20 protein-coding genes are annotated in these 25,427 nt (G+C 67.4%); 12 read left to right on the top strand and 8 right to left on the bottom strand.

Annotated features, from left to right (window positions below):
* Window positions 1-339 precede the first annotated feature (339 nt).
* Window positions 340-1,551 (bottom strand): tyrosine--tRNA ligase, encoded by a 1,212-nt coding sequence (gene tyrS / locus R1L06_RS12035; RefSeq protein ID WP_049399047.1) that lies wholly within the window; start codon window positions 1,549-1,551, stop codon window positions 340-342.
* A gap of 167 nt (window positions 1,552-1,718) precedes the next feature.
* On the opposite strand from tyrS, the gene R1L06_RS12030 reads away from it, so the two are divergent.
* Together R1L06_RS12030 and R1L06_RS12025 are read left to right on the top strand one after the other, a co-directional pair.
* The gene (locus tag R1L06_RS12030; protein WP_032128447.1) at window positions 1,719-3,191 is read left to right on the top strand and encodes a M23 family metallopeptidase; all 1,473 of its coding nucleotides are present in this window, start codon (window positions 1,719-1,721) and stop codon (window positions 3,189-3,191) included.
* Between the two features lie 65 nt (window positions 3,192-3,256).
* Window positions 3,257-4,384, top strand: a complete 1,128-nt coding sequence (locus tag R1L06_RS12025; protein WP_317217814.1) for an anhydro-N-acetylmuramic acid kinase — start codon at window positions 3,257-3,259, stop codon at window positions 4,382-4,384.
* Window positions 4,385-4,454: 70 nt separating this feature from the next.
* Here R1L06_RS12025 and R1L06_RS12020 read toward each other — a convergent pair whose 3' ends face one another.
* From R1L06_RS12020 to R1L06_RS12010, 3 genes are all read right to left on the bottom strand, one after another.
* Entirely contained in the window at window positions 4,455-4,685 is a 231-nt protein-coding gene (locus tag R1L06_RS12020) for a hypothetical protein (protein ID WP_279913194.1), read from the bottom strand.
* A gap of 78 nt (window positions 4,686-4,763) precedes the next feature.
* A complete protein-coding gene (locus R1L06_RS12015) occupies window positions 4,764-6,068 on the bottom strand; it encodes an AmpG family muropeptide MFS transporter (protein WP_317217813.1) in 1,305 nt (434 codons plus the stop codon).
* Window positions 6,065-6,865 carry an exodeoxyribonuclease III gene (locus tag R1L06_RS12010; RefSeq protein WP_032128444.1) on the bottom strand — a complete coding sequence of 267 codons (801 nt, stop codon included), beginning with the start codon at window positions 6,863-6,865 and terminating at the stop codon, window positions 6,065-6,067. The genes R1L06_RS12015 and R1L06_RS12010 overlap by 4 nt, the downstream gene beginning before the upstream one ends.
* A gap of 162 nt (window positions 6,866-7,027) precedes the next feature.
* Between R1L06_RS12010 and pyrE the strand changes: the two genes are divergently transcribed.
* From pyrE to R1L06_RS11970, 8 genes are all read left to right on the top strand, one after another.
* Window positions 7,028-7,687: an orotate phosphoribosyltransferase gene (pyrE, locus tag R1L06_RS12005; protein ID WP_010486876.1), complete on the top strand. Its 660-nt coding sequence runs from the start codon at window positions 7,028-7,030 to the stop codon at window positions 7,685-7,687.
* 19 nt (window positions 7,688-7,706) lie between these two features.
* Window positions 7,707-8,375, top strand: coding sequence for a hypothetical protein (locus R1L06_RS12000; protein ID WP_125894852.1), 669 nt, complete (start codon window positions 7,707-7,709; stop codon window positions 8,373-8,375).
* A 174-nt stretch (window positions 8,376-8,549) separates the two neighbouring features.
* On the top strand, window positions 8,550-8,642 hold the full coding sequence (locus R1L06_RS11995) for a potassium-transporting ATPase subunit F (RefSeq protein ID WP_005407770.1): 93 nt from the start codon (window positions 8,550-8,552) through the stop codon (window positions 8,640-8,642).
* 12 nt (window positions 8,643-8,654) lie between these two features.
* Window positions 8,655-10,361 carry a potassium-transporting ATPase subunit KdpA gene (kdpA, locus tag R1L06_RS11990; protein ID WP_317217812.1) on the top strand — a complete coding sequence of 569 codons (1,707 nt, stop codon included), beginning with the start codon at window positions 8,655-8,657 and terminating at the stop codon, window positions 10,359-10,361.
* A gap of 10 nt (window positions 10,362-10,371) precedes the next feature.
* Window positions 10,372-12,429, top strand: a complete 2,058-nt coding sequence (gene kdpB / locus R1L06_RS11985) for a potassium-transporting ATPase subunit KdpB (RefSeq protein ID WP_317217811.1) — start codon at window positions 10,372-10,374, stop codon at window positions 12,427-12,429.
* A complete protein-coding gene (kdpC, locus tag R1L06_RS11980; protein WP_317217810.1) occupies window positions 12,426-13,076 on the top strand; it encodes a potassium-transporting ATPase subunit KdpC in 651 nt (216 codons plus the stop codon). Before kdpB ends, kdpC begins: the two co-directional genes overlap by 4 nt.
* A 51-nt stretch (window positions 13,077-13,127) precedes the next feature.
* Entirely contained in the window at window positions 13,128-15,788 is a 2,661-nt protein-coding gene (locus R1L06_RS11975; protein ID WP_317217809.1) for an ATP-binding protein, read from the top strand.
* A complete protein-coding gene (locus tag R1L06_RS11970) occupies window positions 15,769-16,482 on the top strand; it encodes a response regulator transcription factor (RefSeq protein ID WP_004153862.1) in 714 nt (237 codons plus the stop codon). Before R1L06_RS11975 ends, R1L06_RS11970 begins: the two co-directional genes overlap by 20 nt.
* A gap of 327 nt (window positions 16,483-16,809) precedes the next feature.
* Here the strand turns inward: R1L06_RS11970 and R1L06_RS11965 are convergent, their stop codons facing one another.
* From R1L06_RS11965 to R1L06_RS11955, 3 genes are all read right to left on the bottom strand, one after another.
* Window positions 16,810-17,592: a helix-turn-helix transcriptional regulator gene (locus R1L06_RS11965; protein ID WP_046985666.1), complete on the bottom strand. Its 783-nt coding sequence runs from the start codon at window positions 17,590-17,592 to the stop codon at window positions 16,810-16,812.
* Between the two features lie 153 nt (window positions 17,593-17,745).
* A protein-coding gene (prfB, locus tag R1L06_RS11960) for a peptide chain release factor 2 (RefSeq protein ID WP_317217808.1) occupies window positions 17,746-18,871 on the bottom strand; the annotation gives its coding sequence in 2 pieces (ribosomal slippage) (window positions 17,746-18,795 and window positions 18,797-18,871; 1,125 coding nt in all).
* Window positions 18,872-18,941: 70 nt separating this feature from the next.
* Complete coding sequence (locus R1L06_RS11955) at window positions 18,942-19,844, bottom strand: LytTR family DNA-binding domain-containing protein (RefSeq protein ID WP_285302832.1); 903 nt, start codon at window positions 19,842-19,844, stop codon at window positions 18,942-18,944.
* Between the two features lie 134 nt (window positions 19,845-19,978).
* On the opposite strand from R1L06_RS11955, the gene R1L06_RS11950 reads away from it, so the two are divergent.
* The gene (locus R1L06_RS11950; RefSeq protein WP_317217807.1) at window positions 19,979-21,187 is read left to right on the top strand and encodes an acyltransferase family protein; all 1,209 of its coding nucleotides are present in this window, start codon (window positions 19,979-19,981) and stop codon (window positions 21,185-21,187) included.
* 119 nt (window positions 21,188-21,306) lie between these two features.
* Here the strand turns inward: R1L06_RS11950 and R1L06_RS11945 are convergent, their stop codons facing one another.
* The gene (locus tag R1L06_RS11945; protein WP_317217806.1) at window positions 21,307-24,216 is read right to left on the bottom strand and encodes a DUF2135 domain-containing protein; all 2,910 of its coding nucleotides are present in this window, start codon (window positions 24,214-24,216) and stop codon (window positions 21,307-21,309) included.
* 131 nt (window positions 24,217-24,347) lie between these two features.
* Between R1L06_RS11945 and R1L06_RS11940 the strand changes: the two genes are divergently transcribed.
* Window positions 24,348-25,397 carry a DUF1176 domain-containing protein gene (locus R1L06_RS11940; RefSeq protein WP_317217805.1) on the top strand — a complete coding sequence of 350 codons (1,050 nt, stop codon included), beginning with the start codon at window positions 24,348-24,350 and terminating at the stop codon, window positions 25,395-25,397.
* Window positions 25,398-25,427: the final 30 nt, after the last annotated feature.

The following is a 25,427-nucleotide window of genomic DNA, read 5'->3' as shown; positions in this document are numbered from 1 at the left end:
CTCAGCGCCGTTCCCGTGTGCTGCGAAGTTTCCTTCGTAGCGAGCCGCCCATTATGCCAGACTTTTTCAGTCCGTCAACACCTTCGTTCGATCATCTCGTTCGGCGGTGGTGGGCGCCCTATTGTCGCTGAAGCCCCTTGGTGGCGACCCCTGCGACGGGGGAGGAGAAGTATGTCCCCATTCGCATCATTTGTGAAGGGGGTGTGGCGATTTTTTTCAACGGATGTTGCATCCGTTCATCCATCGCGCTGCGGTAGGAACCCACGAAGCGCAGCCAAGCGTGGGCTTGGCTCTACAAGAGCATAAGGAAGGGCCGGCTGCGCCGGCCCTTCCCTGGTGTCAGGCAGCGACCAGGCGCACGCGGGCGAAGGTGCGCTTGCCGACCTGTAGCAGGCCTTCGAAGCCCGGCTGCAGCACCTGCTGGCCGTCTTCGACCACTTCACCGTCCACCTTGACCGCACGCTCCTTGAGCTTGCGGTTGGCTTCGGAGTTGCTCGGGGTCAGGCCGGCCGCGGTCAGCAGTGCGGCGATACGCAGGCCTTCGGCCGGGATCGCCACGTCCTGCAGCGGCAGCTGGGTGATGTCGCCCTGCCCGGTCACCGCCGCTTCCCAGCCGGCAATGGCCTGCTCGGCCGCCGCGGCGTCGTGGAAGCGGGTGGCCAGTTCACGTGCCAGGCGCAGCTTGACCACGCGCGGGTTCAGGCCGCCATTGGCCACCTGCTCGCGCAGCTGCAGGGCTTCGGCCTGGCTGATGTCGAAGGACAGCAGCTCGATCCAGCGCCACATCAGGGTGTCGTCCACCTTCATGGTCTTGGTGACGATGTCGATGGCCGGTTCGCTGATACCAATGTAGTTGCCCAGCGACTTGGACATCTTGTTGACGCCGTCCAGGCCTTCCAGCAGCGGCATGGTCAGCACCACCTGCGGCTTCTGGCCGTGGTGCTCCTGCAGGCCGCGGCCCATCAACAGGTTGAACTTCTGGTCGGTGCCGCCGAGTTCGACGTCGGCTTCCAGGGCCACCGAGTCGTAACCCTGCACCAGCGGGTACAGGAACTCGTGGATGGCGATGGACTGCTGGGCGGCGTAGCGCTTGGCGAAATCGTCACGCTCGAGCATGCGCGCCACGGTGTGCTGGCCGGCCAGGCGGATCATGTCGGCCGCGCCCATCTTGCCGAACCACTCCGAGTTGAAGCGGACTTCGGTACGGCTGCGGTCCAGCACCTTGAATACCTGCTCTTCATAGGTACGGGCATTGGCCAGCACGTCGTCCTTGCTGAGCGGCTTGCGGGTCAGGCTCTTGCCTGACGGATCGCCGATCATGCCGGTGAAGTCGCCGATCAGGAAAATGACCTGGTGGCCGAGGTCCTGGAACTGGCGCATCTTGTTCAGCAGCACCGTATGGCCCAGGTGCAGGTCCGGTGCGGTGGGGTCGAAGCCGGCCTTGATCCGCAGCGGGCGGCCTTCCTGCAGGCGCGCACGCAGATCCTCGAGCTTGAGGATCTCGTCGGCACCACGGCCGATCAGGGCAAGGGCTTCTTCAATCGAGGACACGTGACTACTCCCGGCAACGCCGATTCTTGTGTGGGGTGTTAAAGCAAAGTTAACCCGATTGGCTTCACAAAAGCCAATGGGCACAAGGGTTTGACGCGGTTTTCTCAGGTGTCTATGGTAACCGGCGATCAGGCCCGCGCTCCCGGGCTGCCAGGAAAAAACCGCCGATGCACAATTCCGAACAAGGGCGCGCACGCAAGCAGCGCTTCCAGGAACGCCTCCACGTCCTGCACGACAACGCCCTGCATCGGAAGCTCAGGCAACATCTTCCCGCCGCCTTCAATGAGCGCTGGACCCGCCGTCATTGGATGCATGCCAGCCTGTTCGCGACCATCGGCGCCTTGGTGGCGACCATCGTCCCGGGTTTCTCGCACACCATCGACGCGCCCTTCGCCGACAGCCACACCAGCCTGGCGCTGCCGTTGCCGCCGCTGACCATGGCCCGCCAGCAGCAGGTGCCCGGAGACAGCTGGCAGGTGCTGCGGGTGCAGCGCGGCCAGACCCTGAGCGACCTGTTCGACAAGGCCGGCATTCCGGCCACCACCCTGCACCGGGTACTGGACCACCCAGGTGCACGTGAGGCGCTGACCAAGCTGCGCCCGGGTGCCGAGATCGCCTTCGACATGCCGCTGTCCGGTGACCTGCGCAGCATCCGCTTCGACCGCGATGCCGACAACCGGGTGGAACTGAGCCTGGCCGGCGATGACATCAAGGAGAAGGTGACCAAACGCGAGACCTCCACGCGCACGGTGGTCACCAGCGGCGAGATCACCAGCTCGCTGTATGCCGCGGCCAGGCGCGCCGGGCTGTCGCCGTCGGCGATCGCGACGATGACCGACGACATCTTCAAGTACGACATCGACTTCTCGAAGGACCTGCAGCCGGGCGACCGCTTCAGCGTGGTGATGGATGAAACCTGGCGCGAAGGCGAGAAGGTGGACACCAGCAAGATCCTGGCGGCGACCTTCACTACCGGTGGCAAGACCTATTCCGGCTTCCGCTTCGACCGCAACGGCAAGTCCGAGTACTACGACATCAACGGCCGTTCGCTGAAGAAGAGCTTCATCCGCATGCCGATCCCGTTCGCACGGCTGAGCTCGACCTTTGGCGCGCGCAAGCACCCGGTGCTGGGCAAGATGCGCATGCACAAGGGCGTGGACTACGCCGCGCGCACCGGTACCCCGATCATGGCCGCCGGCGACGCCCGCGTGCAGTTCGCCGGGGTGCAGCGCGGCTACGGCAACGTGGTGATCCTCGACCACGGCCGCGGCCACACCACCCTGTACGGCCACATGTCGCGCTTTGCGAACATCAAGACCGGCCAGCGCGTGGCCCAGGGCACGGTGATCGGCTATGTCGGCTCGACCGGCCTGGCGACCGGCCCGCACCTGCACTACGAATTCCGCGTCAACGGCGAGCACCGCAACCCGCTGACCGTGACCATGCCGCCGCCGGAGCCGCTGAAGGGCGCCGAGCTGGTCGCCTTCCGCGCGCAGACCGCACCGGCGATGGCGCGCATCCAGGGCATGGAGAAGCTGATCTACGCCGACGCCAGCCCGGCACCGACCAGCCGCGACGAGGCCGCCCCCGAGGTTGCCAGCGCCAAGGACAAACAGGCAACCGGCCGCAAGCGCGGCTGAGCCCCTGCGTTGACGAAGAAGGACGCGGCAGCCCAAGCTTGCCGCGTCCTTTTTTTATGCCTGCCATGAACACAACTGTCGACGCTGACGCCCCCCTGTACCTTGGCCTGATGTCGGGCACCAGCGCCGATGGCATCGATGCCGCGCTGGTGCAGTTCCCCAGCGGCGCTGGCTGCCGCTTCGTGCATGGCCTGACCGCCCGCTGGGAGCCGGTGCTGCGGGCGCGGCTGGTGGCACTGGGCGAAGGGGGCCCGCTGGACTCGCTGGAGGAGCTGGGCGAACTGGACGCGCGGATCGCGATCAGCTTCGCTGAAGCCGCCAATCAACTGCTGGCCGAGGCCGGTGTGGACCGCAGCCAGGTCCGCGCGATCGGCTCGCACGGCCAGACCGTGCGCCATCGTCCGCTGGCCAATCCGGCCTTCACCGTACAGCTGGGCGACGGCAACCGCATCGCCGAGCTGACCGGGATCACCACGGTGTGTGATTTCCGCCGCCGCGACGTGGCAGCCGGAGGCCATGGTGCGCCGCTGATGCCGGCCTTCCACCTCGGCATGCTGGGCACGGCTGATGAAGACCGCGCCGTGCTCAACCTGGGCGGGATCGCCAACCTGACCCTGATCCCGCGCGAAGGCGCGGTGCGTGGCTTCGATACCGGCCCGGCCAACGCGCTGATGGATGCCTGGTGCCAGCGCCACACCGGCCGCACCTTTGATGCCGACGGCGCGTATGCCGCCAGTGGCGCGGTGGACGAGAGCCTGCTGGCGGGTTGGCGTTCGGAGCCGTGGTTCGCGCTGCCGCCGCCGAAGAGCACCGGCCGCGAACAGTTCCACCTGGCCTGGGCCGAGGCCCACATGGGCGAAGACCAGTACGCTGCCGCCGATGTGCAGGCCACCCTGCTGGAGCTGACCGTGGCAACGGTGGCCGATGCGCTGCTGGCGCAGCAGCCGCAGACCCGGCGCCTGCTGGTCTGCGGCGGCGGGGTGCGCAACCGGCAGCTGATGAAGCGGCTGGCTGCACGGCTGCCGGGGGTGCAGGTGGAGTCCAGCGCGGTGCATGGGCTGGACCCGGAGTACGTGGAAGCGATGGGCTTCGCCTGGCTGGCGCAGCGGACGATGGACGGGCTGGCCGGCAACCTACCGGGCGTGACCGGGGCAACGGGGCCGCGGATCCTGGGGGCGATCCACCTGGCGTGAGGTGGTCATCCACGCATGGCGTGGATCTACCGGGAACGGCGGTCGAGCGTGGCTCGACGCTACATGGGCACTAATCGAAGCCCTGCCCTGCGGGCAGGGCCTGCAGGGCGGCGATGGCGTCGGAGAGCGCGTTCACTTCGGGATCGCCGAAGCCGGAGCGGACCTCCAGTTCACTGCTGAACAGGCCCTGCTCCAGCAAGGCGGCGCAGGTCTGTTCGTGGGTCCAGCCGCGGGCAACCGCGACACGTCGGATACGTTCCAGCAGCAGCGGGTCCAGGTCCCGCAGCACAACGTCGGCCATGCTCACTTCCCCGTTCGCAAGGCACCGCCCCCTCGGCGCGTCGGGGGCGATGATCCCGCAGACCGGGCGGGCAGGCAATCAGGCGACCGGCGGTGGCCCGCGGTCGGCGATGCGCGGCCACAGCCAGGCCAGCAGCAGCAGGGTCGGCACCACGGTGACCGAGCTGAGAATGAAGAACGTGCTGTAGGACGTGGCTTCGACGATGTAGCCGGAGACACCGCCGACGAACTTGCCGGGCAGGTTGGCCAGCGAGACCAGCAGCGCGTACTGGGTTGCGGTGAAGTTGCGGTCGGTCAGCGACGACATGAAGGCCACCAGCACGGTGCCGGCAAAGCCCTGGAACAGGTTGTCGGCACTGAGCGCGGCATAGAATGCCCACAGCTTGCCTGGGTTGTGCGCCATCAGCAGGAAGGCCAGGTTGGACAGCGCCACGCCCAGTGCGGCCACCAGCAGCATGCGGCGGAAGCCGAACGCGGCCACTGCGATACCGCCCAGGAAAGCACCGCCGATTCCCATCCACACGCCGAACAGCTTGGAGACGGTGGCGATGTCGGCCTTGTCAAACCCCGAATCAAGATAGAACGGACCGGCCATCACACCAATGACCTGATCGGGGAACTTGAAGAACCCGACAAATGCGAGCAGCGCCAGCGCCAGTGCCACACCATTGCGGCTGAAGAAGCTGGAAATGGGTTGGACGAAGGCTTCGGCAATGTCGATGCGGCGCTGCACCGCGGTGGCCGGGCGCTCTGGTTCGGCACACAGCAGGGTGGTGACGATCGGCAGCAGCATCAGCGCGGCCATCGCCAGGTAGGCGACGATCCAACCTTCGAACTGAGCCAGGTACAGCGCACCAGCGCCGGCCAGAATCAGGCCGATCCGGTAACCCAGCGTATAGGTTGCGGCCAGCGCGGCCTGCGCAGACTGCGGCGCGATCTCGATGCGATAGGCATCGACCGCGGAATCCTGGGTGGCACCGGCGAAGGAGGCCACCAGTACCCACATCACCAACGGCCAGACCCCTTGCTCGGGCCGCACGAAGGCCAACGCAACCAGGGCCACCAGCACAACGACCTGCGATACCAGCAACCATGAGCGGCGGCGTCCAAGCCCGCCCAGCAGCGGGAACGCATAGCGGTCCAGCAACGGTGCCCACAGGAACTTGAGCAGGTAGAAGAAGCTGGCCAGGCTGATCAGGCCGATGCTGCCCAGGTCCAGGCCGACGTCGCGCAGGCGCGTGGACAGGGTCTGCGAAGCGATCAGCAGGAACGGCAGGCCGCTACCGAAGCCAAGCATGGCCATGGTCAGCGCCGACGGGGTACCGAAGGCACGCTTGATTCCTGCCCAGCCCTTATAGCTGACCGGCCTGGCAGCCTCGGTCACAGGTCGTAGTCCACGATGAACGGCGCGTGGTCGGAGAAGCGCTCGTCGCGGTAGATCGAGCAGCTGCGCAGGCGGTCACGCAGGCCCGGGGTGATGAACTGGTAGTCGATGCGCCAACCGACGTTGTTGGCGCGGGCAGCGCCGCGGTTGCTCCACCAGGTGTAGTCCTCGCCGGTGGGGTTGAGCAGGCGGTAGGCGTCAGCCCAGCCACGGCCGGCGGCGACATCGGTGGCCTGGCCATGGTCGGCGCACAGGGCATTGAGCCAGTCGCGCTCTTCCGGCAGGCAGCCGGAGTTCTTCTGGTTGGACTTCCAGTTCTTGATGTCCAGCGCCGAACGCACGATGTTCCAGTCGCCGCACAGCACGTAGTCGCGGCCGCTGCGCGCCCATTCCTCGAGGATCGGCCGCAGCCATTCCATCACTTCGAACTTGAAGCCCTGGCGCAGGTCGCCCGAGCTGCCGGACGGGATATAGAAGGAGACCACGCTGAGGTTGCCGTAGCGCGCCTCGATGTAGCGGCCTTCGTCGTCGAACGGGGCCCAGCCCAGCGAGGTGATCACCTGGTCCGGCTCGCGCTTGCTGTAGATCGCCACGCCGCTGTAGCCCTTCTTGGTGATGGCGTCGCGGTAGAAGCAGTGGTGGCCGTCCGGGCGGAACATCGGGTCGGTCAGCTGGTCTTCCTGGGCCTTGGTCTCCTGGATGCACAGGACGTCGGCGTCCTGGGACCGGAACCAGTCGAGGAAGCCCTTGGTTGCGGCGGAGCGGATGCCATTGGCGTTGAAACTGATGATGCGCATGCGGGGGACCTGCGGCGGGAAACCGGGCAAGCATACCGGTTGCCCGCGGGGCTGCGCAGTCCGCCAGGCCGGGCCGCGACACCCTTCACAGGGCCCCGGACGAGCGCGAAACGCCCAGCTGGATTAGGATTTGTGCTCCAAATGAAGATGAATCGAGTTTTGATGAGCGACCACCGCCACCGTTTCCTGCAGCTGGCCCTGACCGCCGACGCCTTGCGCTTCGGCCAGTTCACCCTCAAGTCCGGCCGGCTGAGCCCCTATTTCTTCAACGCCGGTCGTTTCGACTCCGGTTCGCTGCTGTCGCAGCTCGGCGCCTGCTACGCCGATGCCATCGATGCCACCGGGATCAAGTACGACGTGGTGTTCGGCCCGGCCTACAAGGGCATTCCGCTGGCCACCGCGATGGCCTGCGAGCTGGCCCAGCGTGGCCGCGACCTGCCGCTGTCGTTCAACCGCAAGGAAGCCAAGGACCATGGCGAAGGCGGCCAGCTGATCGGCGCCGACATGAATGGCAAGCGCGTGCTGATCGTCGACGACGTGATCACCGCTGGCACCGCGATCCGTGAAGCGCTGGGCATCATCCGCGCCGCCGGTGGCACCCCGGCCGGCATCGTGGTGGCGCTGGACCGCCAGGAGATCGCTTCGGAAACCGATCGCCGTTCGGCGGCACAGTCGGTGGCCGAGGAAGCCGGCATTCCGGTGATCGCCGTGGCATCGCTGGCCGATCTGCTTGATTTCGCCTCCGGCAACCCGGAACTTGTGGGTTACCGGCAGCCGCTGGAAGCCTACCGGGCCCAGTACGGCGTCCGTTCGATCCGCTGACCGACCCAGGGGAAAGGTCATGTCCCGAGTTCCTGCTGTCCTCTTTGCCGGCCTGCTGCTGGCCGTGCCGTTCACCGTACTGGCGCAGTCGCGCGACAGCGGCAAGACGGAAAAGAAGCTGTACTGCTGGAACGAGGGCAAGGAGCGGATCTGCAGTGATTCGCTGCCGGCCGATGCGGTCAACCATGCCCGCGAGGAGTTCAACGCGAAGAGCGGCCTGCGCAATGCGCAGGTCCAGCGCGCGTTGACCGACGAAGAGCGCGCCGCCGCCAGCACGGAGGCGGCGCAGCAGCAGCTGGACCTGATGGCCGCGCAGACCCGCCAGCGCACCGAGCAGGCGATGCTGACCACCTATGGCAGCGAGGACGACCTGCGCCGGGTGTTCGCCGAGCGCCAGGAAGTGCTGGACAACAACCTGAAGACCGCCGAGTACAACGTCACCAGCCTGCGTGAGTCGCTGGTGGCGCTGCTGGCGGCCGCAGGTGACCGCGAACTGGCCGGTGGCAAGGTGGCCGACAAGCAGGCCGAGGCGATCCGCCAGCGGCACGTGCAGCTGCAGTCGCAGCAACGCCTGCAGGCCGGGTTCCTGCAGCAGCAGCAGGCGTTGAAGGCCGAGATCGACAGCACCCTGCAGCGCTATCGCGAGCTGAAGGGGCTGGTGCCGGCGAGCCAGGCTCCGGCGGGCTGACCACGCTCCCGTCGCCGGGCATGGCCCGGCGCTACCCAGGGCCTGGTTACGGATTGGACCACGGAATTTATGCACTCTTTACGCGTCGGCCCGGTCCGGCGCGTAGTGCGTTTATGGGGGGCAGGACGACGATGACGGCCTGAGGTGGAGGGGTTCCACCAGGACGCTATTGCAATGTCCCCCTGGCTGTCGTTGTTGTGTGGCGTGCTGGTGCTGGTCGCCGCCGCCTATCTTCTTTATGTCGTGCTGCGGCCCGAGTCGTTCTGAGCGGAGCCGGCCATGACTGAGATGCTTGTGATTATTGCCGCCAGCCTGCTGCTGGCGTGGCCGCTGGGCCTGTACCTGGCCCGCGCGATGCGTGGCACGCCGATGAAGGTCGACGTGCTGTTCCACTGGATCGAGAAGCCGCTGTACAGGGTGTTCGGGGTCGATCCGTCGCGCTCGATGTCCTGGCGCGGCTACGTGCTGGCCTTCGTGCTGAGCAACGTGGTGGTCGCGGTACTGACCCAGGCGGTGTTCATGACCCAGGCCTGGCTGCCACTTAATCCGGACCAGATCCCGAACATGCGCTGGGACACCGCGCTGCACACGATGATCTCGTTCCTGACCAACACCAACCAGCAGCACTATTCGGGCCAGGCGCAGCTGTCCTACCTCTCGCAGATGACCGGCATCACCGGCCTGCAGGTGGTGACGCCGATGATGGGCCTGGCGCTGGCAGTGGCGACGCTGCGCGCGTTGTTCTCGCGTGCGCCGCAGGCGGCGGCGACGGGTACCGGCGATGACCGCCAGGTGGCGGTGGGCAACTACTACGTGGACGTGGTGCGCCTGTGCGTGCGCTTCCTGCTGCCGCTATGCCTGGTGTGGACCCTGCTGCTGACCAGCCAGGGCGTGCCGTCGACGATGACCGGTGGGCCGCAGGCCACGCCGATCGACGCCAGCGCCGGCATGGCCGAGCAGAAGCTGCCGCTGGGCCCGGTGGCGGCGATGGTCGCAGCCAAGCAGCTGGGCGCCAACGGTGGCGGCTGGTACGGCCCGAACAGCAGCTTCCCGCTGGAGAACCCGACCCCGCTGTCGAACGCGCTGGAAATCGTCGGCATCCTGCTGGTGCCGATGGCGGTGATCTTCATGATCGGTGCGTTCACCGGCCGACGTCGCTTCGGCGCCCTGGTGTTCAGCTGCATGCTGGGCATGTCGCTGCTTTCCACCGGCGCGATGATGTGGAGCGAAGGACATAGCGCCAGCGCCGCCACGCCGCTGCTGATGGAAGGCAAGGAAGTGCGTTTCGGCGCCGACGGCACCGCGCTGTGGGCGGCGGTGACCACCCAGGTCTCCAACGGCTCGGTGAACGGCATGCACGATTCGCTGGCGCCGCTGAGCGGTGGCATCGCGATGGTCAACATGCTGGTCAGCGCGATCTGGGGCGGCATCGGCTGTGGCCTGCAGCAGTTCATCGTGTACCTGCTGCTGGGTGTGTTCCTGGCCGGGTTGATGACCGGGCGTACGCCGGAACTGTTCGGCCGCAAGCTGGAGACGCCACAGGTGCGCCTGCTGGCCCTGCTGGTGCTGCTGCAGCCGATCACCCTGCTGGTGTTCACTGCGATCACCCTGGCCGTACCCGGCCTGGCGGGCACCTCCAACCCCGGCTTCCATGGCATCAGCCAGGTCTTCTACGAGTACGTCTCGGCCTACGCCAACAACGGCTCGGGCTTCGAAGGGCTGGGCGACGCCACGCTGTGGTGGAACCTGAGCTGCTCGCTGGTACTGCTGCTGGGCCGCTTCCCGCTGCTGATCATTCCGCTGGTGGTGGCCGCACAGCTGGCTGCCAAGCGCCAGGCCCCGGAGTCTGCCGGCAGCCTGCAGATCGAAACCCCGACCTTCGCCCTGACCCTGGTCTCGGTGATCGTCATCCTGACCGTGCTGCAGTTCATGCCGGCGCTGGTACTCGGCCCGATCGCCGACCACCTGAGCCTGGGACTGCACTAAGGACACCCTGATGAGTACCCAAGCAAGCTCAACCCGTAATACCCATGCAGCGCGACCTGCCCTGCTCGATGGCGCCGGCTTTCGCCGTGCGCTGATCGAAGCGGTGCGCAAGCTGTCGCCGATGCACCTGGTACGCAGCCCGGTGATGGCGGTGGTGATGGCTGGCACGATCGTGGCGGCCATCGTCACCCTGACCGGCAACGCGCCGCTGGGCTTCGGCCTGGCGGTGACCGCGATCCTGCTGGTGACTGTGCTGTTCGGCAACTTCGCCGAAGCCGTGGCCGAAGCGCGCGGCCGTGGCCAGGCCGCGTCGCTGCGGCGTGCCCGCCAGGACCTGGTGGCACGCCGGCTGGCGGCGCCGCAGCCAGGCGCCGCCGAAACCCAGGTGCCGGCCGCCGAGCTGCGCCCCGGCGACCACGTGATCGTCAGTGCCGGTGAGCTGGTGCCGGCCGATGGCGAGATCGTGCAGGGCCTGGCCACCATCAACGAAGCGGCGGTGACCGGCGAATCGGCACCGGTGCTGCGCGAGGCCGGTACCGACCGTTCCGGCGTGATCGGCGGCACCAAGGTGCTGTCCGACCAGATCATCGTGCGGGTGACCGCCGAGCCGGGCCACAGCTTCCTGGACCGGATGATCGCGCTGGTGGAAGGTGCCAACCGCCAGAAGACCCCCAACGAGATCGCGCTGACCCTGCTGCTGGCGGCGATGACACTGACCTTCCTGGTGGTGGTGGCGACGCTGCCGGCGATCGGCGCGGCCGTGGGCGTGCAGGTCGACCCGCTGCTGCTGATCGCGCTGCTGGTGTGCCTGATCCCGACCACCATCGGTGGCCTGCTGCCGGCCATCGGCATCGCCGGCATGAACCGTGCGCTGGCCGCCAACGTGCTGGCCAAATCGGGCAAGGCGGTGGAAGTGGCCGGCGACGTGGACGTGCTGCTGCTGGACAAGACCGGCACCATCACCTACGGCGACCGCCAGGCCAGCCACTTCCATCCGTTGGCCGGTATCGATGCCAGCCAGCTGCGTGAAGCGGCGCTGCTGTCTTCGCTGGCCGACCCGACCCCGGAAGGCAAGTCGATCGTGCGCCTGGCGCGCGAACAGGGCTGCGCCACCGCCGAACCGGACCATGCCGACTACCTGGCCTTCACTGCCCAGACCCGCATGTCCGGCGTGGACCTGGAACATGGGCGGCAGATCCGCAAGGGCGCCGCCGATGCGATCCGCACCCACGTGCAGGCGCTGGGCGGCAACGTGCCGGCGGAACTGGCCGGTCGCGTCGAACAGGTCGCACGCAACGGTGCCACCCCGCTGGTGGTGGCCGAGGGCCGCCACGTGCTGGGCGTGATCGAGCTGTCGGACGTGGTCAAGCACGGCATGCGCGAGAAGTTCGCGCAGCTGCGGGCGATGGGCATCCGCACGGTGATGATCACCGGCGACAACCCGCTGACCGCCGCCGCGATCGCTGCCGAGGCCGGCGTCGATGACTACATCGCCGAGGCGCGCCCGGAAGACAAGCTGGCACGCATCCGCCAGGAGCAGGCCGGTGGCCGCCTGGTGGCGATGGTCGGCGATGGCACCAATGACGCGCCGGCGCTGGCGCAGGCCGACATCGGTCTGGCGATGAACTCCGGTACGCAGGCGGCGAAGGAGGCCGGCAACATGGTCGACCTCGATTCGGACCCGGCCAAGCTGCTGGCGGTGGTGGAAGTGGGCAAGCAGCAGCTGATCACCCGCGGCGCGCTGACCACCTTCTCGCTGGCCAACGACGTCTCCAAGTACTTCGCGATCCTGCCGGCGCTGTTCGCCGCGGCCGTTCCGACCATGGCCGCCTTGAACGTGATGCAGCTGTCGAGCCCGCGCAACGCGGTGCTGGCAGCGCTGATCTTCAACGCTCTGGTGATTCCCGCCCTGATCCCGCTAGCCCTGCGTGGCGTGCGCTTCCGCCCGGCCACTGCAACCGCACTGCTGCGCCGGAACATGCTGGTGTACGGCCTCGGCGGCGTGCTGCTGCCGTTCGCAGCGATCAAGGCGATCGACCTTCTTCTTGTCCTGGTATTCGGCGCATGAACCGTACTGCTTCCACCTCCACCTCCCTGTCCCGCGAAGCAAAAGCCGAGGCCCGCGTGGCCAGCCTGCAGGATGGCGCCAGCTGGCGCCCGGCGATCGGCCTGGGCCTGGCCACACTGCTGCTGGCTGGCGCGGTCTACGCCGGTATCGCAACCGGTTTTGCCGGCCTGGCGTACCCGACCCAGGCCGAAGGCAGCCTGCTGCGCGATGGCAACGGCCAGGTTCGCGGCTCGGCGTGGCTGTCGCAGCCTTTCACGGGTGACGGCTATTTCCAGGCGCGTCCGTCGGCGGCCAACTATGACCCGATGGCCGCCGCCGGTTCCAACATGGCGCGCAGCAACCCGGCGCTGGCCGAGCGTGTTGCCGCCAGCACGGCTGCAGTGGCCGCGCGCGAAGGTGTCGCCCCGGCGCAGGTACCCGCGGACCTGGTCACCCAGTCCGCCGGTGGCCTGGATCCGCAGCTGTCGCCGGCCGCGGCGCAGCTGCAGGTGACACGCGTGGCGCGCGCCCGTGGCCTGCCGGTGGAACGCGTGCAGGCACTGGTGCAGGCGCATACCGAAGGTCGCCAGTGGGGCCTGTTCGGCCAGCCGCGGGTGAACGTGGTGACGCTGAACTTCGCGCTGGACCACGCGGCCAAGTCACCGTGATACCGGCCTGCACCGGCTGCGCGCACAATGGCGGCCATGACAGCGGCACCCATGACTGATGCACGAACCCGCCAGGCCGATGCCCTGGTTGAAGGCCTGCAGCGCGAAGCCGGCGGCAAGCTGACCGTGTTCCTCGGTGCGGCGCCGGGCGTGGGCAAGACCTACACCATGCTGACCCGCGCACAGGAACAGCTGCGCCGCGGTGTCGACCTGGTGGTGGGCCTGGTGGAAACCCATGGCCGCGCCGATACCCAGGCGCTGCTGGAGGGCCTGCCACAGCTGCCGCTGAAGGCAGTGGCCTATCACGGCCACATCCTGCAGGAGATGGATCTGGATGCCGTGCTCACACGGCATCCTGCGCTGGTGCTGGTGGACGAACTGGCCCACCGCAATGCGCCGGGCAGCCGCCATGAGCGGCGCTGGCAGGATGTGATGGAGCTGCTGGACGCCGGCATCGACGTCTGGACCACGGTCAACATCCAGCATCTGGAAAGCCTCAATGATGTGGTGATGCGCATCACCGGCGTGCGCGTGAGCGAGACCGTGCCCGATGTCGTGCTCGACCGCCTGCACGACATCGTGCTGGTTGACCTGCCGCCGCGCGAGCTGATCGCGCGCCTGCAGCAGGGCAAGGTCTATGTGCCGGAACAGGCCGCGCAGGCGCTGCAGGCGTTCTTCTCGCCGGCCAACCTGACCGCACTGCGCGAACTTGCAATGCAGGAGGCCGCCGATCGCGTCGACAGCAGCCTGCGTGAGGCACGCGCTGCCCGTGGCGAGAGCAACCTGCCGCTGCGCCGCGGCGTGCTGGTGGCGATCGACGGCGGCGGCCAGAGTGAATACCTGGTGCGCGTGGCGCGACGCATCGCCGAACGCCGCGACGCACCATGGACCGTGGTGACCGTGCAGGGACGACGCCAGGACGAGGCGACCCAGCGCGAGATCGATGCGGCCTTCGCCCTGGCACGGCGGCTGGGCGGCGACGCCGAGCTGTTGCACGGATCGAGCATCGCCGACGCCCTGCTCGACCACGCCGCGCACAACGGCGTGTCCACCCTGGTGCTGGGGCGGACCCGCGAGCGCCCGCTGGCGCGGATGTTCAACCGAACGTTGACCCAGCAGCTGATCCAGCGCGGCGCGCATTACGAGATCACCATCATCAGCACCCCGCAGGCACGTGCGCGCTCGCGCCGCGAGGGCCTGCTGCCGCCGGTGCGCGGCATCAGCTACGAACCGGCGCAGGCACTGATCGCCACCGCGTTGGCCTGTGCGGTGGCATGGCTGGCCGAACGCTGGGTGGGCATGGCCGATCTGTCGATGGTGTTCATCGTGGCGGTGGTGCTGGTCGCTGCGCGCACGCGCGCCAGCGTGGCGGTGATGGCGGCGATCCTGTGCTTCCTCGCCTACAACTTCCTGTTCATCGCGCCGCGCTTCACCTTCGCCATCGGTGCACGCCAGGGCGTGATCACCGTGTTCCTGTTCCTGGCCGCGGCACTGGTGGCCGGGCGCCTGGCCTCGCGCCTGCGCATGCAGGTGATCGCGCTGCGTGCAGCCAATCGCCATGCGCGTGCGCGCCAGCAGCTGGGCCGCCAACTGGCCAGTGCCGCCGGCAACGGCGAGGTGGCGCAGGCAGGTCGGCATGCACTGGAACAGGCGATGGACGTGCCGGCGTGGCTGCGGATCGGCGCCGATACCGCAACCGGTGGCCGCAGCCAGCCCGGCGACACCGACCTGGCCGCCGCCGACTGGGCGCTGCGCCATGGCCAGCCCAGTGGCCGCTTCACCGACACCCTGGCCGGCGCGCAGTGGTGGTTCCTGCCGTTGCTGGATGGCGAGGACCGCGCGATCGGCGTGGCCGGCCTGTATCTGCCCGGTGCACAGGCGCGCCTGCTGCCCGAGCAACGGCAGCTGGCCGAAGCAATGGTCGATGACATCGCGCAGGCTGCGCTGCGCACGCGGCTGGTGGCCGAACTGGAGCAGGCGCACGTCAGCAACGAGACCGAGCGACTGCGCTCGGCGCTGCTCTCTTCGGTGTCGCACGACCTGCGCTCGCCACTGGCGGCGATGATCGGCTCGGCCGACAGCCTGGCCAGCTATGGTGCGGCAATGGATACGGCCGATCGCCGTGCCCTGCTCGACACCATCCTGGTCGAGGGCGAACGGCTGGACCGCTACATCCAGAACCTGCTGGACATGACCCGCCTCGGCCACGAGGGATTGAAGATCAACCGCGACTGGATCGGCGTGGACGAACTGATCGGTTCGGCCGCACGGCGCCTGCAGCGCTACCAGCCGAAGGTGCGGCTTGAGCTGGACATTCCAGCCACGCTGGCGCCGATCTGGGTACACCCGGCGCTGGTCGAACAGGCGGTGTTCAACGTGATGGAAAACGCGGCCAAGTTCTCACCGCCGGATGCTGCCGTGCAGGTGCAGGCGCGTGAACTGGACGGCCAGCTGCGCATCGACGTGATCGATGCCGGCCCCGGCATTCCCGACGACGAGCGTGCGCGCATCTTCGACATGTTCTACAGCGTTGAACGTGGCGACCGTGGCCGCCATGGCACCGGCCTGGGCCTGACCATCTGCCAGGGCATGATCGGCGCACATGGCGGCAGCGTGCAGGCGCTGCCCGGACGCGACGGTCGCGGTACCCTGATCCGCATCACCCTGCCCCTGCTCAAGCCAGCCTCCCACGATGAGCCCGACCCCGATTGATGCCAGCGTGCCGGCCGCGCGCGTGTTGGTGATCGATGATGAAACCCAGATCCGCCGGTTCCTGGACATCAGCCTGCGCGCGCAGGGCTACCAGGTGCGGCAGGCCGCCACCGGCCAGGAAGGCCTGCAGCTGGCCGCCAGCGAGGACATGGATCTGGTGATCCTGGATATCGGCCTGCCGGACATGGAAGGCCACGAGGTGCTGGAACAACTGCGGCAGTGGAGCCAGGTGCCGGTGATCATGCTGACCGTGCGTGCCGGCGAGGCGGAGAAGGTGCGTGCGCTGGATACCGGCGCGAATGACTACGTGACCAAGCCGTTCGGCACGCAGGAGCTGATGGCGCGGGTGCGGGCGCTGCTGCGCACGCGCAGCGTGCCCAGTGATGGCACGCCGCCGGTATTCGACGATGGCCACCTGCATGTGGACCTGGTCCGCCGTGAAGTGGCGCTGGATGGCGAGCCGGTAGCGTTGACCCGCAAGGAGTACGCGCTGCTGTCGCTGCTGCTGCGCAACGCCGGGCGGGTGGTGACCCAGCCACAGATCCTGCAGGAGATCTGGGGCCCGACCCACCAGCACGACACCCATTACCTGCGCATCCTGGTCGGCAAGCTGCGGCACAAGCTGGGCGATTCAGCGCTGGATTCGCGCTACCTGTTCACCGAACCGGGCGTCGGGCTGCGGTTCAAGGGGTGAAGGCGTGCCGACCAACGGTCGGCAACCACCAAAGCGAATCCGGAAGAGCATCCACGCATGGCGTGGATCTACTGTGTCGACCAAGGTCGACACCTACCAAGAGCAGTTCATTCCGTTCCGACAGATCGCAGAAATTGTCAGGGGTGGGGCGGTGTCGGAGTGCGGGGTGTCAGCCGCATGGATGCGGCTGCCAAGCCTACACGGGCGTACTTGCGGCGCCCCCGCACTCCGACACCGCCCCGCCAACCCACGGATAGCTCGCTGTTGCTGTTGCCGTTGCTTCGGCTTGAAGCAGGTGCAGGGCTGCAAGCCCTGCCGAACAACCCCCTACCTACGCGGCAGGTAGGTAACCAGTGACAGGTCGTGCCGGCTCTCCGGCACCAGCGCCACGTACTGCAGGTCCAGCAACCCGCGCGTGGGGTGGTTCAGCTTCTTCGCACCTTCGTCGAACCGGCGCACGTCGTGCTCCGGCCACCACTGGCGGAACTCCTCGCTGTGCGCGGCGATGTCCTCGGCCAGCGCCAGGAACGGGGCCTTGTCCGGCGCCTGCGCCATCGCCGCGCGGAAGCCTGCCAGCAGCCCGCGGGTCATTTCTTCCCAGTTGAGGATCAGCGTGCGGTACGGCGGGTACAGGAACATCAGCCGCAGCGTGTTGCGCTCATGCGGCGCCAGCTGGCTGTAGTCCACGAACAGGTCGGCGATGGCCGGGTTCCAAGCCAGGATGTCGTAACGGGTATTGCGCACGTAGGCCGGGATCGGCTGCATCGCTTCGACCAGCTGGCGCAGGCCATCGGTCACTGTCTCGTCGGGAGATTCCAGTGGCACACCGTAGCCGGACAGCGCGAACGCATAGGCACGCTCGTCGTCGCTCATGCGCAGTACCTGCGCCAGGCGTTCAAGGACCTCCGGCGAAGCGCGCACTTCGCGGCCCTGTTCGATCCAGGTGTACCAGCTGACGCTGACCCCGATCGCCAGCGCCACTTCCTCACGCTTCAGGCCCGGGGTACGCCGACGCCCTGCCGGGAGGCCGAGCGTGGCGGGGTCGACACGGGCACGGCAGGCCTTGAGGAAGCCGCCGAGTTCCTTGCGTTCACTTTCGCTGCGCATCATCGCCACCGCCATACCCGTTGTAGCGTCGAGCCATGCTCGACGCATCTGCCACCGCGCGAACAGCAACCGAGCATGGCTCGGCTCTACAAAAAACCGGTTCAACCACCCTCGGCGTTGCGCGCGAGGGTGACGATCTCCGCGCAGGCGCGTCGATCAGGCATCGACGCGCTTGGAGCCCACGGCCAGGCCGGCCTTCAGGCTGGCTTCGACGAATTCGTCGAGGTCGCCGTCCAGCACCTTCTGCGTATCCGAACGCTCGATGCCAGTACGCAGGTCCTTGATACGGCTCTGGTCGAGCACGTAGTTACGGATCTGGCTGCCCCAGCCGATGTCGGACTTGGTGGCTTCCACGGCGTCCTTTTCGGCGTTGCGCTTCTGGATCTCCAGCTCATACAGCTTGGCGGCCAGCATCTTCATCGCGTTGTCGCGGTTCTGGTGCTGGCTGCGGCCGGTCTGGCAGGCCACGACGATATTGGTCGGGATGTGGGTGATTCGCACCGCCGACTCGGTCTTGTTCACGTGCTGGCCACCGGCACCGGACGAACGGTACACGTCGGTACGCAGGTCGGCCGGGTTGATGGTGATGTCGATGTTGTCATCGATTTCCGGCGACACGAACACCGAGGTGAAGCTGGTGTGGCGGCGGTTGTCCGAGTCGAACGGCGACTTGCGCACCAGGCGGTGCACGCCGGTCTCGGTCTTCAGCCAGCCGTAGGCATAGTCGCCTTCCACGCGCAGCGTGGCCGACTTGATGCCGGCGACGTCGCCACCGGAGACTTCCATCAGCTCGGCCTTCCAACCGCGCGATTCACACCAGCGCAGGTACATGCGCAGCAGGATCTCGGCCCAGTCCTGGGCTTCGGTGCCACCGGCACCGGCCTGGATGTCGACGAAGGCGGCAGCATTGTCCATCTCGCCGGAGAACATGCGCTGGAACTCCAGCTTCTCCACGTGCGACTGGTGCTTGTCCAGGTCGGCGACCACGGCCAGTGCGGTGTCCTCGTCCTGCTCGGACTCAGCCAGCTCAAGCAGTTCGGTGGCATCAGCCAGGCCGTCCAGCACCGAGGCGATGCCGCCCACGGTCTTTTCCAGGCTGGAACGCTCGCGGCCCAGGTTCTGGGCGTATTCGGCGTTATTCCAGACGTCGGGGCTTTCCAGCTCCCGCGTTACTTCTTCAAGACGCTCTTTCTTGGCGTCGTAGTCAAAGATACCCCCGAAGCGACAGCACGCGATCGGTCAGATCGGTGATGCGCTGGCGGACAGGATTCAGTTCGATCATGTCGGCGGTTATGCATTCAAAAGATGACTGGTAATGATACCGCAGGCCGGGGATGCCCGGAATGAGGGCCTCACCCTGCCCCCAGCGCCTGCCGCAGCAACGGCAGCTGGCGCCGGCTGCAGGGCACTTTGGCTCCATCGGCCATGTGCAGCAGGGCCTCGCCCCCGTCCAGCGGCTCGATCGAGCGCAGCTGGCCGCGATGGATCAGCCAGCTGCGGTGCGGGCGCAGGAACTCGCCCGGATCCAGCCGCTGCTCCAGCACCGCCATGGTGATCCGCAGCGGGTAGTCGTGGCCGCGTACCCGCAGGTTCACGTAGTTCCCCGCCGCCTGGGCGTACTCCACGTCGGCAGTGGCGACCAGGAACTCCTTGCCCAGCTTGCGCACCAGGAAGTGCTGGGGGCGCTCGACCGGTTCCACCGGCGGGCCGACATCGGGCTCGGCCAGCAGGTGCGCTTCACCCTGCCGCTGGCGGCCGAACCAGGCCACGGCGTGCACGGCAATCACCAGGAGGCTGTAGGTCTGCACGTCCTTGAAGAACTCGTAGAACCACTGCGCCGGCCAGGCGCCATAGGTGTAGTGCTGGCCAATCAGGGCGAAGGCCAGCTTGCGCATCAGCACCATGGCACTGACATGCAACAGCCACCAGGCAACGCCACCCAGCACGTAGAAGCCGATCCGGCGCCGCCAGGTGTCTGCATGCAACGGCCAGCGGTGAGCGGCGGCATGCAGAAGTGCCAGCAGGCCCAGGCTGGCAAGCGCACTGCTGAACTCCTCGATCGAAGCCGCAAGGCCCGGGAATGGCTGGGCGTCCCGCAATGCCCGCATCCACTGCGCCAGCACATTGCCCGCAGCGGTACACAGGAACAGCAGCGACCAGAACACTGCAGCCATGCCCGCGCGGTTGGGACGATCTGCAACAAGGGCGGGATCGACCGCCGGATCTCCATTTTCCATGCCGCCATTGTTGCCCATCCGACCCTTTCCGCATCGGCCATTGGTCCCAACAACCCCTCCATTGGACCCTGCAAGGCTGCCATTGCACCCTATCCGCTGGCGACGCTGAGCCTTGCGGCGGAAGGTGAAGCATCCTCCTGACGCCCATTGCCATGCACCGTCGCCACGATCTGGACACCCTGCGCATCGCCGCCTTCGCGTTGCTGATCCTCTACCACGCCGCCATGGCCTATGTGGCCGGCTGGGACTTCCACCTCAAGAGCGCCTACACCGCCGAATGGCTGCAGTGGCCGATGATCGCGCTGAACCGCTGGCGCATGCCGCTGCTGTTTGCCATCAGTGGTATCGCCTTGGGCCTTTCCCTGCCAGACCACGGGCGACTGCAGCACACGGTCCGCCGTAGCTGGCGCCTGCTGCTGCCCCTGGTCTTCGGTATCGTCGCGGCGGTGTCCCTGCAGGCCTACTGCGAGGCCTTGGACAAGGGTGACGTGGCACCGGGGCTGGGCCATTTCCTGTGGCGCTACTGGCAGTTCCGGCCGTGGCCGGGCGCACACTTCAGTGGTGCCGCCTACGGCTTCACCTGGAATCATCTCTGGTACCTGGCCTACCTTCTGCCCTACACCGTACTGGCAGTCGTGCTGGCCAGCCTGCTCCGACCATTGCGCAGGGCGCTGCCGCGCTGGCAACCCGGTGATCGCCTGCTCGGCACCCTGCTGCTGGTGCTGCCGGTAGCCTGGCTGGCCTGGGCACTGCTGGTGCTGATGCCGCGTTGGCCACCCACCCATGCCCTGCTGGACGACGTGTATGTGCATGCCGAGTCGCTGCCACTGTTCCTCGGCGGCTTCCTGGCGGCACGCTGGCAGCGCGGCTGGGATCTGCTGGTGCGCGGGCGTCGCCTGACTCTGGCCCTGGCGGTGCTGGGGCTCTGCCTGGAGCTGGGCATCCGCGCGCTGGCCCGCCTGCCGCATGTGGGCGATCTGGATGCCTGGGTGCTGGCACTGCCCTGGGCCCAGACCGAACGCGTCGGCCGCGCGTTGTATACATGGTGCATGCTGCTGACGCTGTTCGGCTGGGCGCGCGTGTTACTGGACCGCCCCTGGCACGGTCTGAACTACTGCCGCGAAGCTGTGTTCAGTTGGTACATCCTGCATCAGACTGTGCTGATCGTTCTGCTGTACGCGCTGCGCCCGCTGCAGCTGGGCCCGTGGCTGGAACCTGCACTACTGGTGGCTGGCACGATAAGCGGTTGTCTGCTGATCCACGAACTGCTGATCCGACGCGTGCGCTGGCTGCGGCCGCTGTTCGGCCTACGTGCCGATCCGCCAGCGTCGCCGATTGCACGCGCCGCAACGGCGCGCTGAGTTCGGTGCCGTTGTAGAGCCGAGCCCGCGCTCGGCTGCTTCTGCCGTGAGCCGAGCATGGGCTCGGCTCCACCTTGAGGCAGTCGAGCAAGCTCGACTCTACAAAAGCCCGGGATCGATCATTTCACCTCGAACTCGCCCACCAGCACGGTCTCGGCACGATCCTTCAGCCGCATCGTGACCATCTGGTCCTTCTGCTTCGGCGTGCCCCAGTGCGTGGTCAGGCGCAGCATCAGGGTCGTCGCACCGGTCACCAGCTGCTGGCGGCTGCCGAAGTAGTTCGCCTCCACCTTGTACTTGCCGGGCTTGGCATTGCGCAGCGAGAACTGCTCGGGACCATAGCCGCCGGTGAAGTCCTGCGACATCTGCCCGCCCTGGTAGGTCAGGCGGTTGCCGTAGTACGCGCGCTCGCCGTTCGGGTCGGTCACCCAGAGGTCCATGTCGCTGTTGTCGGCATCCCACGACAGCACCACGCGCAGGTCCAGCGGCATCGCCTGCAGCAGGCGCGGGTCGATGCTGCGGGTATCCAGCCGTGGCGTGCTGCGTGCCACCAGGTTGGTCAGCTCGTCCAATGCGATCAGGGCGATGCCGTCGAAGCGATTGTCCCACGGCCGCACCACCACTTGGTACAGCGGGGCCAACGCCTGCTGCGGCTTGCCCGCAGCCGCCAGTGCCAGGCCAAGATCGCGGAAGCTCTGCGGTTCTTCCTGGCCCATCGCCAGCACCTGCTCGAACACCGGCACCGCCAGCGCGGGGGCATCCGCCTGCATCAACCGGTAGCCGAGCACACGCAGCAGGTGGCGGTTGTCCAGGTCCATCTCGGCCAGGTTCGACAGCACGCGCAGTGCAAGTTCGCGCTGGCCCTGCTCCAGCAACAGATCGGCCACATCGAGGAAGAACGCGCTGCTGTCGGCATGTGCATCGCGCTCGGCCAGGTAGCGGTCATAGAGTTGCGACGCCGGGCCCTGGCGCAGGCGTTGGGCGATGGCCGAGTCCAGCTGCCAGGCGGCAAGCTGGATGCCGAGCTCGCCCTCGTTGGCGGCAGCGGGCGCAGCGACACGACCACCAGTGACCGTGATTGAATCCAGGGCCTTGTTCGATGCGGACGCTGAGCGACGTGCACGCGCGCTGCTGGCTTCCATGCGCTGCTCGGCGGCAGCCATCGGTGCCGGCGCGGGCGGTGCCGCGGGGGCCGGCGCAGCGAGCATCGCCACCGGCGCCGAGTCCATCGCGTAATCCGCGGATGCAACTTCCAGCGCCCCGCCCTTCAACTGCGGAGGCGCTCCCTTCGGCCAGCTTCGGTTCCACCACTGCTGGCGCTCCTTCCAACGTGCCGCCACTTCATCCAGACGCCGGCGATCAGCAGCGGCGCGATCACTTACCTGCACTGCAAACCTGGCGTCGTACTCGGCGCGCAGCTTGCCCGAAGGGCGGATCGCATAGCGCAGGTAGTCCTCCAGCGTCTCCAGCACGATCAGCGAGGTGTCCGGTCCGACTAGGCCGAACTGCTGCGACAGCAGTTGCATTGCCTCGCGGTTGCCTCGGCGGTCGGCGCCGAGTTGCTGCAGACGGGCCTGCGCCCACAAGCCGGCCAGCAGTTTACCGTCGTCACTCATCTGCGTTGCCGGCAGTGCCTGCCATTCACCGCCGCCGACGCGTACCCGCATCGGCACGCCGTCCGCCGCAAGGCGAGCATGCAGCCATAGCCAGCCTTCGGCCTCGCTGCGACGATCGATCACAACATCCTGTACGCCACGGCCCGCATCCACCTGTACGTCCAACGGCGACGACAGCAGTTCCCGCGCAGCCGCGTCAACATCCTTGCCCAGCGCGACGAAGCGTCCGCCATGGGCTTCGCTCCAGCCGCGCAGGCGCACTGCATCGGTTCGCGCACCAGCACTGCTGACCGCGAACAGGCGCTGCTGCGGTGCGAGTGCTGGCAATGCTTCCGGTCCATAGGTCAGCAGGCCATCGCTGACCAGCAGGTATTCCTTCACGCTCGGTTGCGGCTGCCACTGCGCCAGCGCGCTGGCACCGTCAGGGCGTACGGCCTGCAGTGCTGCACGTAGCTCGCTCCAGTTGCCCGCACGGACACGGAAGCGACGCACCGGTTCGGCGCGGTCGCGCAGCACGGTCAACGCCACGGTGCCGTCACCCATCGCGGCGAAATAGCGATCCAGCAATGCGAACTCACGTGTGCGGTCGCGCTGACCCGAGGACCCGGAGCCGTCCCACAGCAGGCCGATTTCGCTGGGAAGCGTGCGCGGCGTGCTGCGGGGCGACACCGGCAGCTGCGCCAGCAGGTAGTGCCCGTCCTGCCAGGGCGCCACCTGCACCTGTGCCTGACGTGCTGCGGGCAGGCTCCACTGTAGCTGGGTCGGCAACTGCGCGCCCTTTCCCTGCCAGTGCAGCTGGCCCGCGTTGATGCGGAACGGAGCCGTACCTGCGGTGGCCGCTTCCGGCGCCTGCAGCTTCAGCTCAACCGATGCAGCGCCAGCGGCGAACTGCAGCGGCAGCGTCCACTGCCAGCCCTGGCCGGCGAAGGCCAGCGGTTCGCGAATCACCAGCTGCACGCGCCGGTTGCCGCCGGCCGGCAGCGGATAGATACGCAGGCGGAACTGGTTGCCGGCAGTCTGTTCCAGCAGGCCCGGGTCCACACCACGGCGTGCGATCTCTTCGAACACCTGGCGGCCGCGGTCCTTGGGCACCGGCACCGCATCGCGCAGTTCACCGTTGATGTCCAGTGCAAAGCCGCTGATCTGCTGGCCATCGGCCAGCGGGAACTGCAGCTCACCCTCCAGCACGCGCCGGTTCGGGTTGTGGAATTCGAGGGTAATCCTGGTCTGGGCGATGCCGGCCTGGACCTCGCCTTCGATGCGGGCACGCTGCAGCTGCACCGGCTGTTCGGCGGCGGGCGCAATCAACAGCGGGGTGGTGGCTTGCGGCCTGGCAATACGTGGCGACTGAGCGCCGACAGGCCCAGCCGCGAGGGCCAGCAACAACACAGCGCAGCAACGGACGAAGACCATGACAGGGCTCCAGTGGGATCGTGGACATTTGAACGCACGGACAGCCGGAATGGGGTTGGACCGTGCGCGGCTTTTCTTTGCCCCCACCCACAGGCACCATTCCTTACGCTCCCACACGCGCAAGGATGCCGATGCGATTGCCTCTGCTGGCCACTCTGTTGGCACTGGCCTGCCCCCTGACAGCGCTTGCTGCGGCTCCGGCCAAGAGTCTGTATTTCCAGCACCACGACTGGGTCGTGGCCTGTGACAACACCTTGACCTGCCGCGCCGCCGGCTACGCCACCGACGAAGACAGCACCCTGAGTGTGCTGCTCACCCGCAAGAGCGGCCCGGATCAGGCCATCCAGGGCCGCCTGACGCTGCAGCCGGAAGAAGGCCAGACCCAGCCCAAGGGCGCGCTGCATCTGCGCATCCAGCAACAGGACCTGGGTGTCCTTGCTCCCTTGAAGAGCGCGGGCAGGCACAGCTTGACGGCTGCGCAGACCAGCGCACTGCTGTCCGCATTGGTCCGCGGCGGTGGAATCAGCGTGACCGATGGCGCTGGCCATCGCTGGCCGCTGTCGGACAACGGTGCCGCAGCGGCACTGCTGAAGATCGATGAGTACCAGGGCCGCCTCGGTACGCCCGGCGCCGTGATGCGCAAGGGCAGCACGCCTGAATCCAGCGTCCCCGCCGCACTGCCGGTGCCGGTTGTGCGCAAGGCCGCCACCCTGGACTCGACTCCGGATGATCCTGCGTTTGCTCGGCTGGCCGTCTCACCCGCCCTGCGCGCGGCACTGCGTGCCACGCTGGAGGACGACAGCTGCGAAGGCCTGCAGGAAACTGATGCCGACGTTCCGCTCAGCAACTCCCCGCTGCAGGTCCGGCGCCTGGACGCGCAGCATGTGCTGGTCACGGTCCCGTGTTGGCGCGGGGCCTACAACATCGGCGATGGCTATTGGGTCGCGCGCCCGCAGGCGCCGTTCCAGGCGCAATGGGTGACCAGCGATGCGATCGACTACGCCGACGGCCAGATCAATGCCGCGCAGAAGGGCCGCGGCCTCGCTGACTGCATGTCGCACGCAACCTGGACGTGGGACGGGACGAACTTCATCGCGACGTCCGAGGTGGCACCTGGGCTATGCAGGGGCGTGCCCGGTGGCACCTGGGATCTGCCGATGCTGGTCAGCGAGGTCCGCTGACGCCACAGAAAAAGGGGACGGAGGGGATTA

This window comes from Stenotrophomonas mexicanensis, assembly GCF_032911605.1.
In the GTDB taxonomy this organism is placed as follows: domain Bacteria; phylum Pseudomonadota; class Gammaproteobacteria; order Xanthomonadales; family Xanthomonadaceae; genus Stenotrophomonas; species Stenotrophomonas maltophilia_A.
This window is presented reverse-complemented; position numbering and strand designations above follow the sequence as displayed.

Coding starts and splice junctions, on each gene's coding strand:
- R1L06_RS12030 (WP_032128447.1), top strand. CDS start 1,719: ATGCACAATTCCGAACAAGGGCGCGCACGCAAGCAGCGCTTCCAGGAA.
- kdpA (WP_317217812.1), top strand. CDS start 8,655: ATGACTGAGATGCTTGTGATTATTGCCGCCAGCCTGCTGCTGGCGTGG.
- R1L06_RS11950 (WP_317217807.1), top strand. CDS start 19,979: ATGCACCGTCGCCACGATCTGGACACCCTGCGCATCGCCGCCTTCGCG.
- R1L06_RS11975 (WP_317217809.1), top strand. CDS start 13,128: ATGACTGATGCACGAACCCGCCAGGCCGATGCCCTGGTTGAAGGCCTG.
- kdpC (WP_317217810.1), top strand. CDS start 12,426: ATGAACCGTACTGCTTCCACCTCCACCTCCCTGTCCCGCGAAGCAAAA.
- R1L06_RS12020 (WP_279913194.1), bottom strand. CDS start 4,685: ATGGCCGACGTTGTGCTGCGGGACCTGGACCCGCTGCTGCTGGAACGT.
- pyrE (WP_010486876.1), top strand. CDS start 7,028: ATGAGCGACCACCGCCACCGTTTCCTGCAGCTGGCCCTGACCGCCGAC.
- R1L06_RS12025 (WP_317217814.1), top strand. CDS start 3,257: ATGAACACAACTGTCGACGCTGACGCCCCCCTGTACCTTGGCCTGATG.
- R1L06_RS11970 (WP_004153862.1), top strand. CDS start 15,769: ATGAGCCCGACCCCGATTGATGCCAGCGTGCCGGCCGCGCGCGTGTTG.
- R1L06_RS11995 (WP_005407770.1), top strand. CDS start 8,550: ATGTCCCCCTGGCTGTCGTTGTTGTGTGGCGTGCTGGTGCTGGTCGCC.
- R1L06_RS11955 (WP_285302832.1), bottom strand. CDS start 19,844: ATGGGCAACAATGGCGGCATGGAAAATGGAGATCCGGCGGTCGATCCC.
- R1L06_RS12010 (WP_032128444.1), bottom strand. CDS start 6,865: ATGCGCATCATCAGTTTCAACGCCAATGGCATCCGCTCCGCCGCAACC.
- R1L06_RS11940 (WP_317217805.1), top strand. CDS start 24,348: ATGCGATTGCCTCTGCTGGCCACTCTGTTGGCACTGGCCTGCCCCCTG.
- kdpB (WP_317217811.1), top strand. CDS start 10,372: ATGAGTACCCAAGCAAGCTCAACCCGTAATACCCATGCAGCGCGACCT.
- R1L06_RS11965 (WP_046985666.1), bottom strand. CDS start 17,592: ATGATGCGCAGCGAAAGTGAACGCAAGGAACTCGGCGGCTTCCTCAAG.
- R1L06_RS12000 (WP_125894852.1), top strand. CDS start 7,707: ATGTCCCGAGTTCCTGCTGTCCTCTTTGCCGGCCTGCTGCTGGCCGTG.
- R1L06_RS11945 (WP_317217806.1), bottom strand. CDS start 24,216: ATGGTCTTCGTCCGTTGCTGCGCTGTGTTGTTGCTGGCCCTCGCGGCT.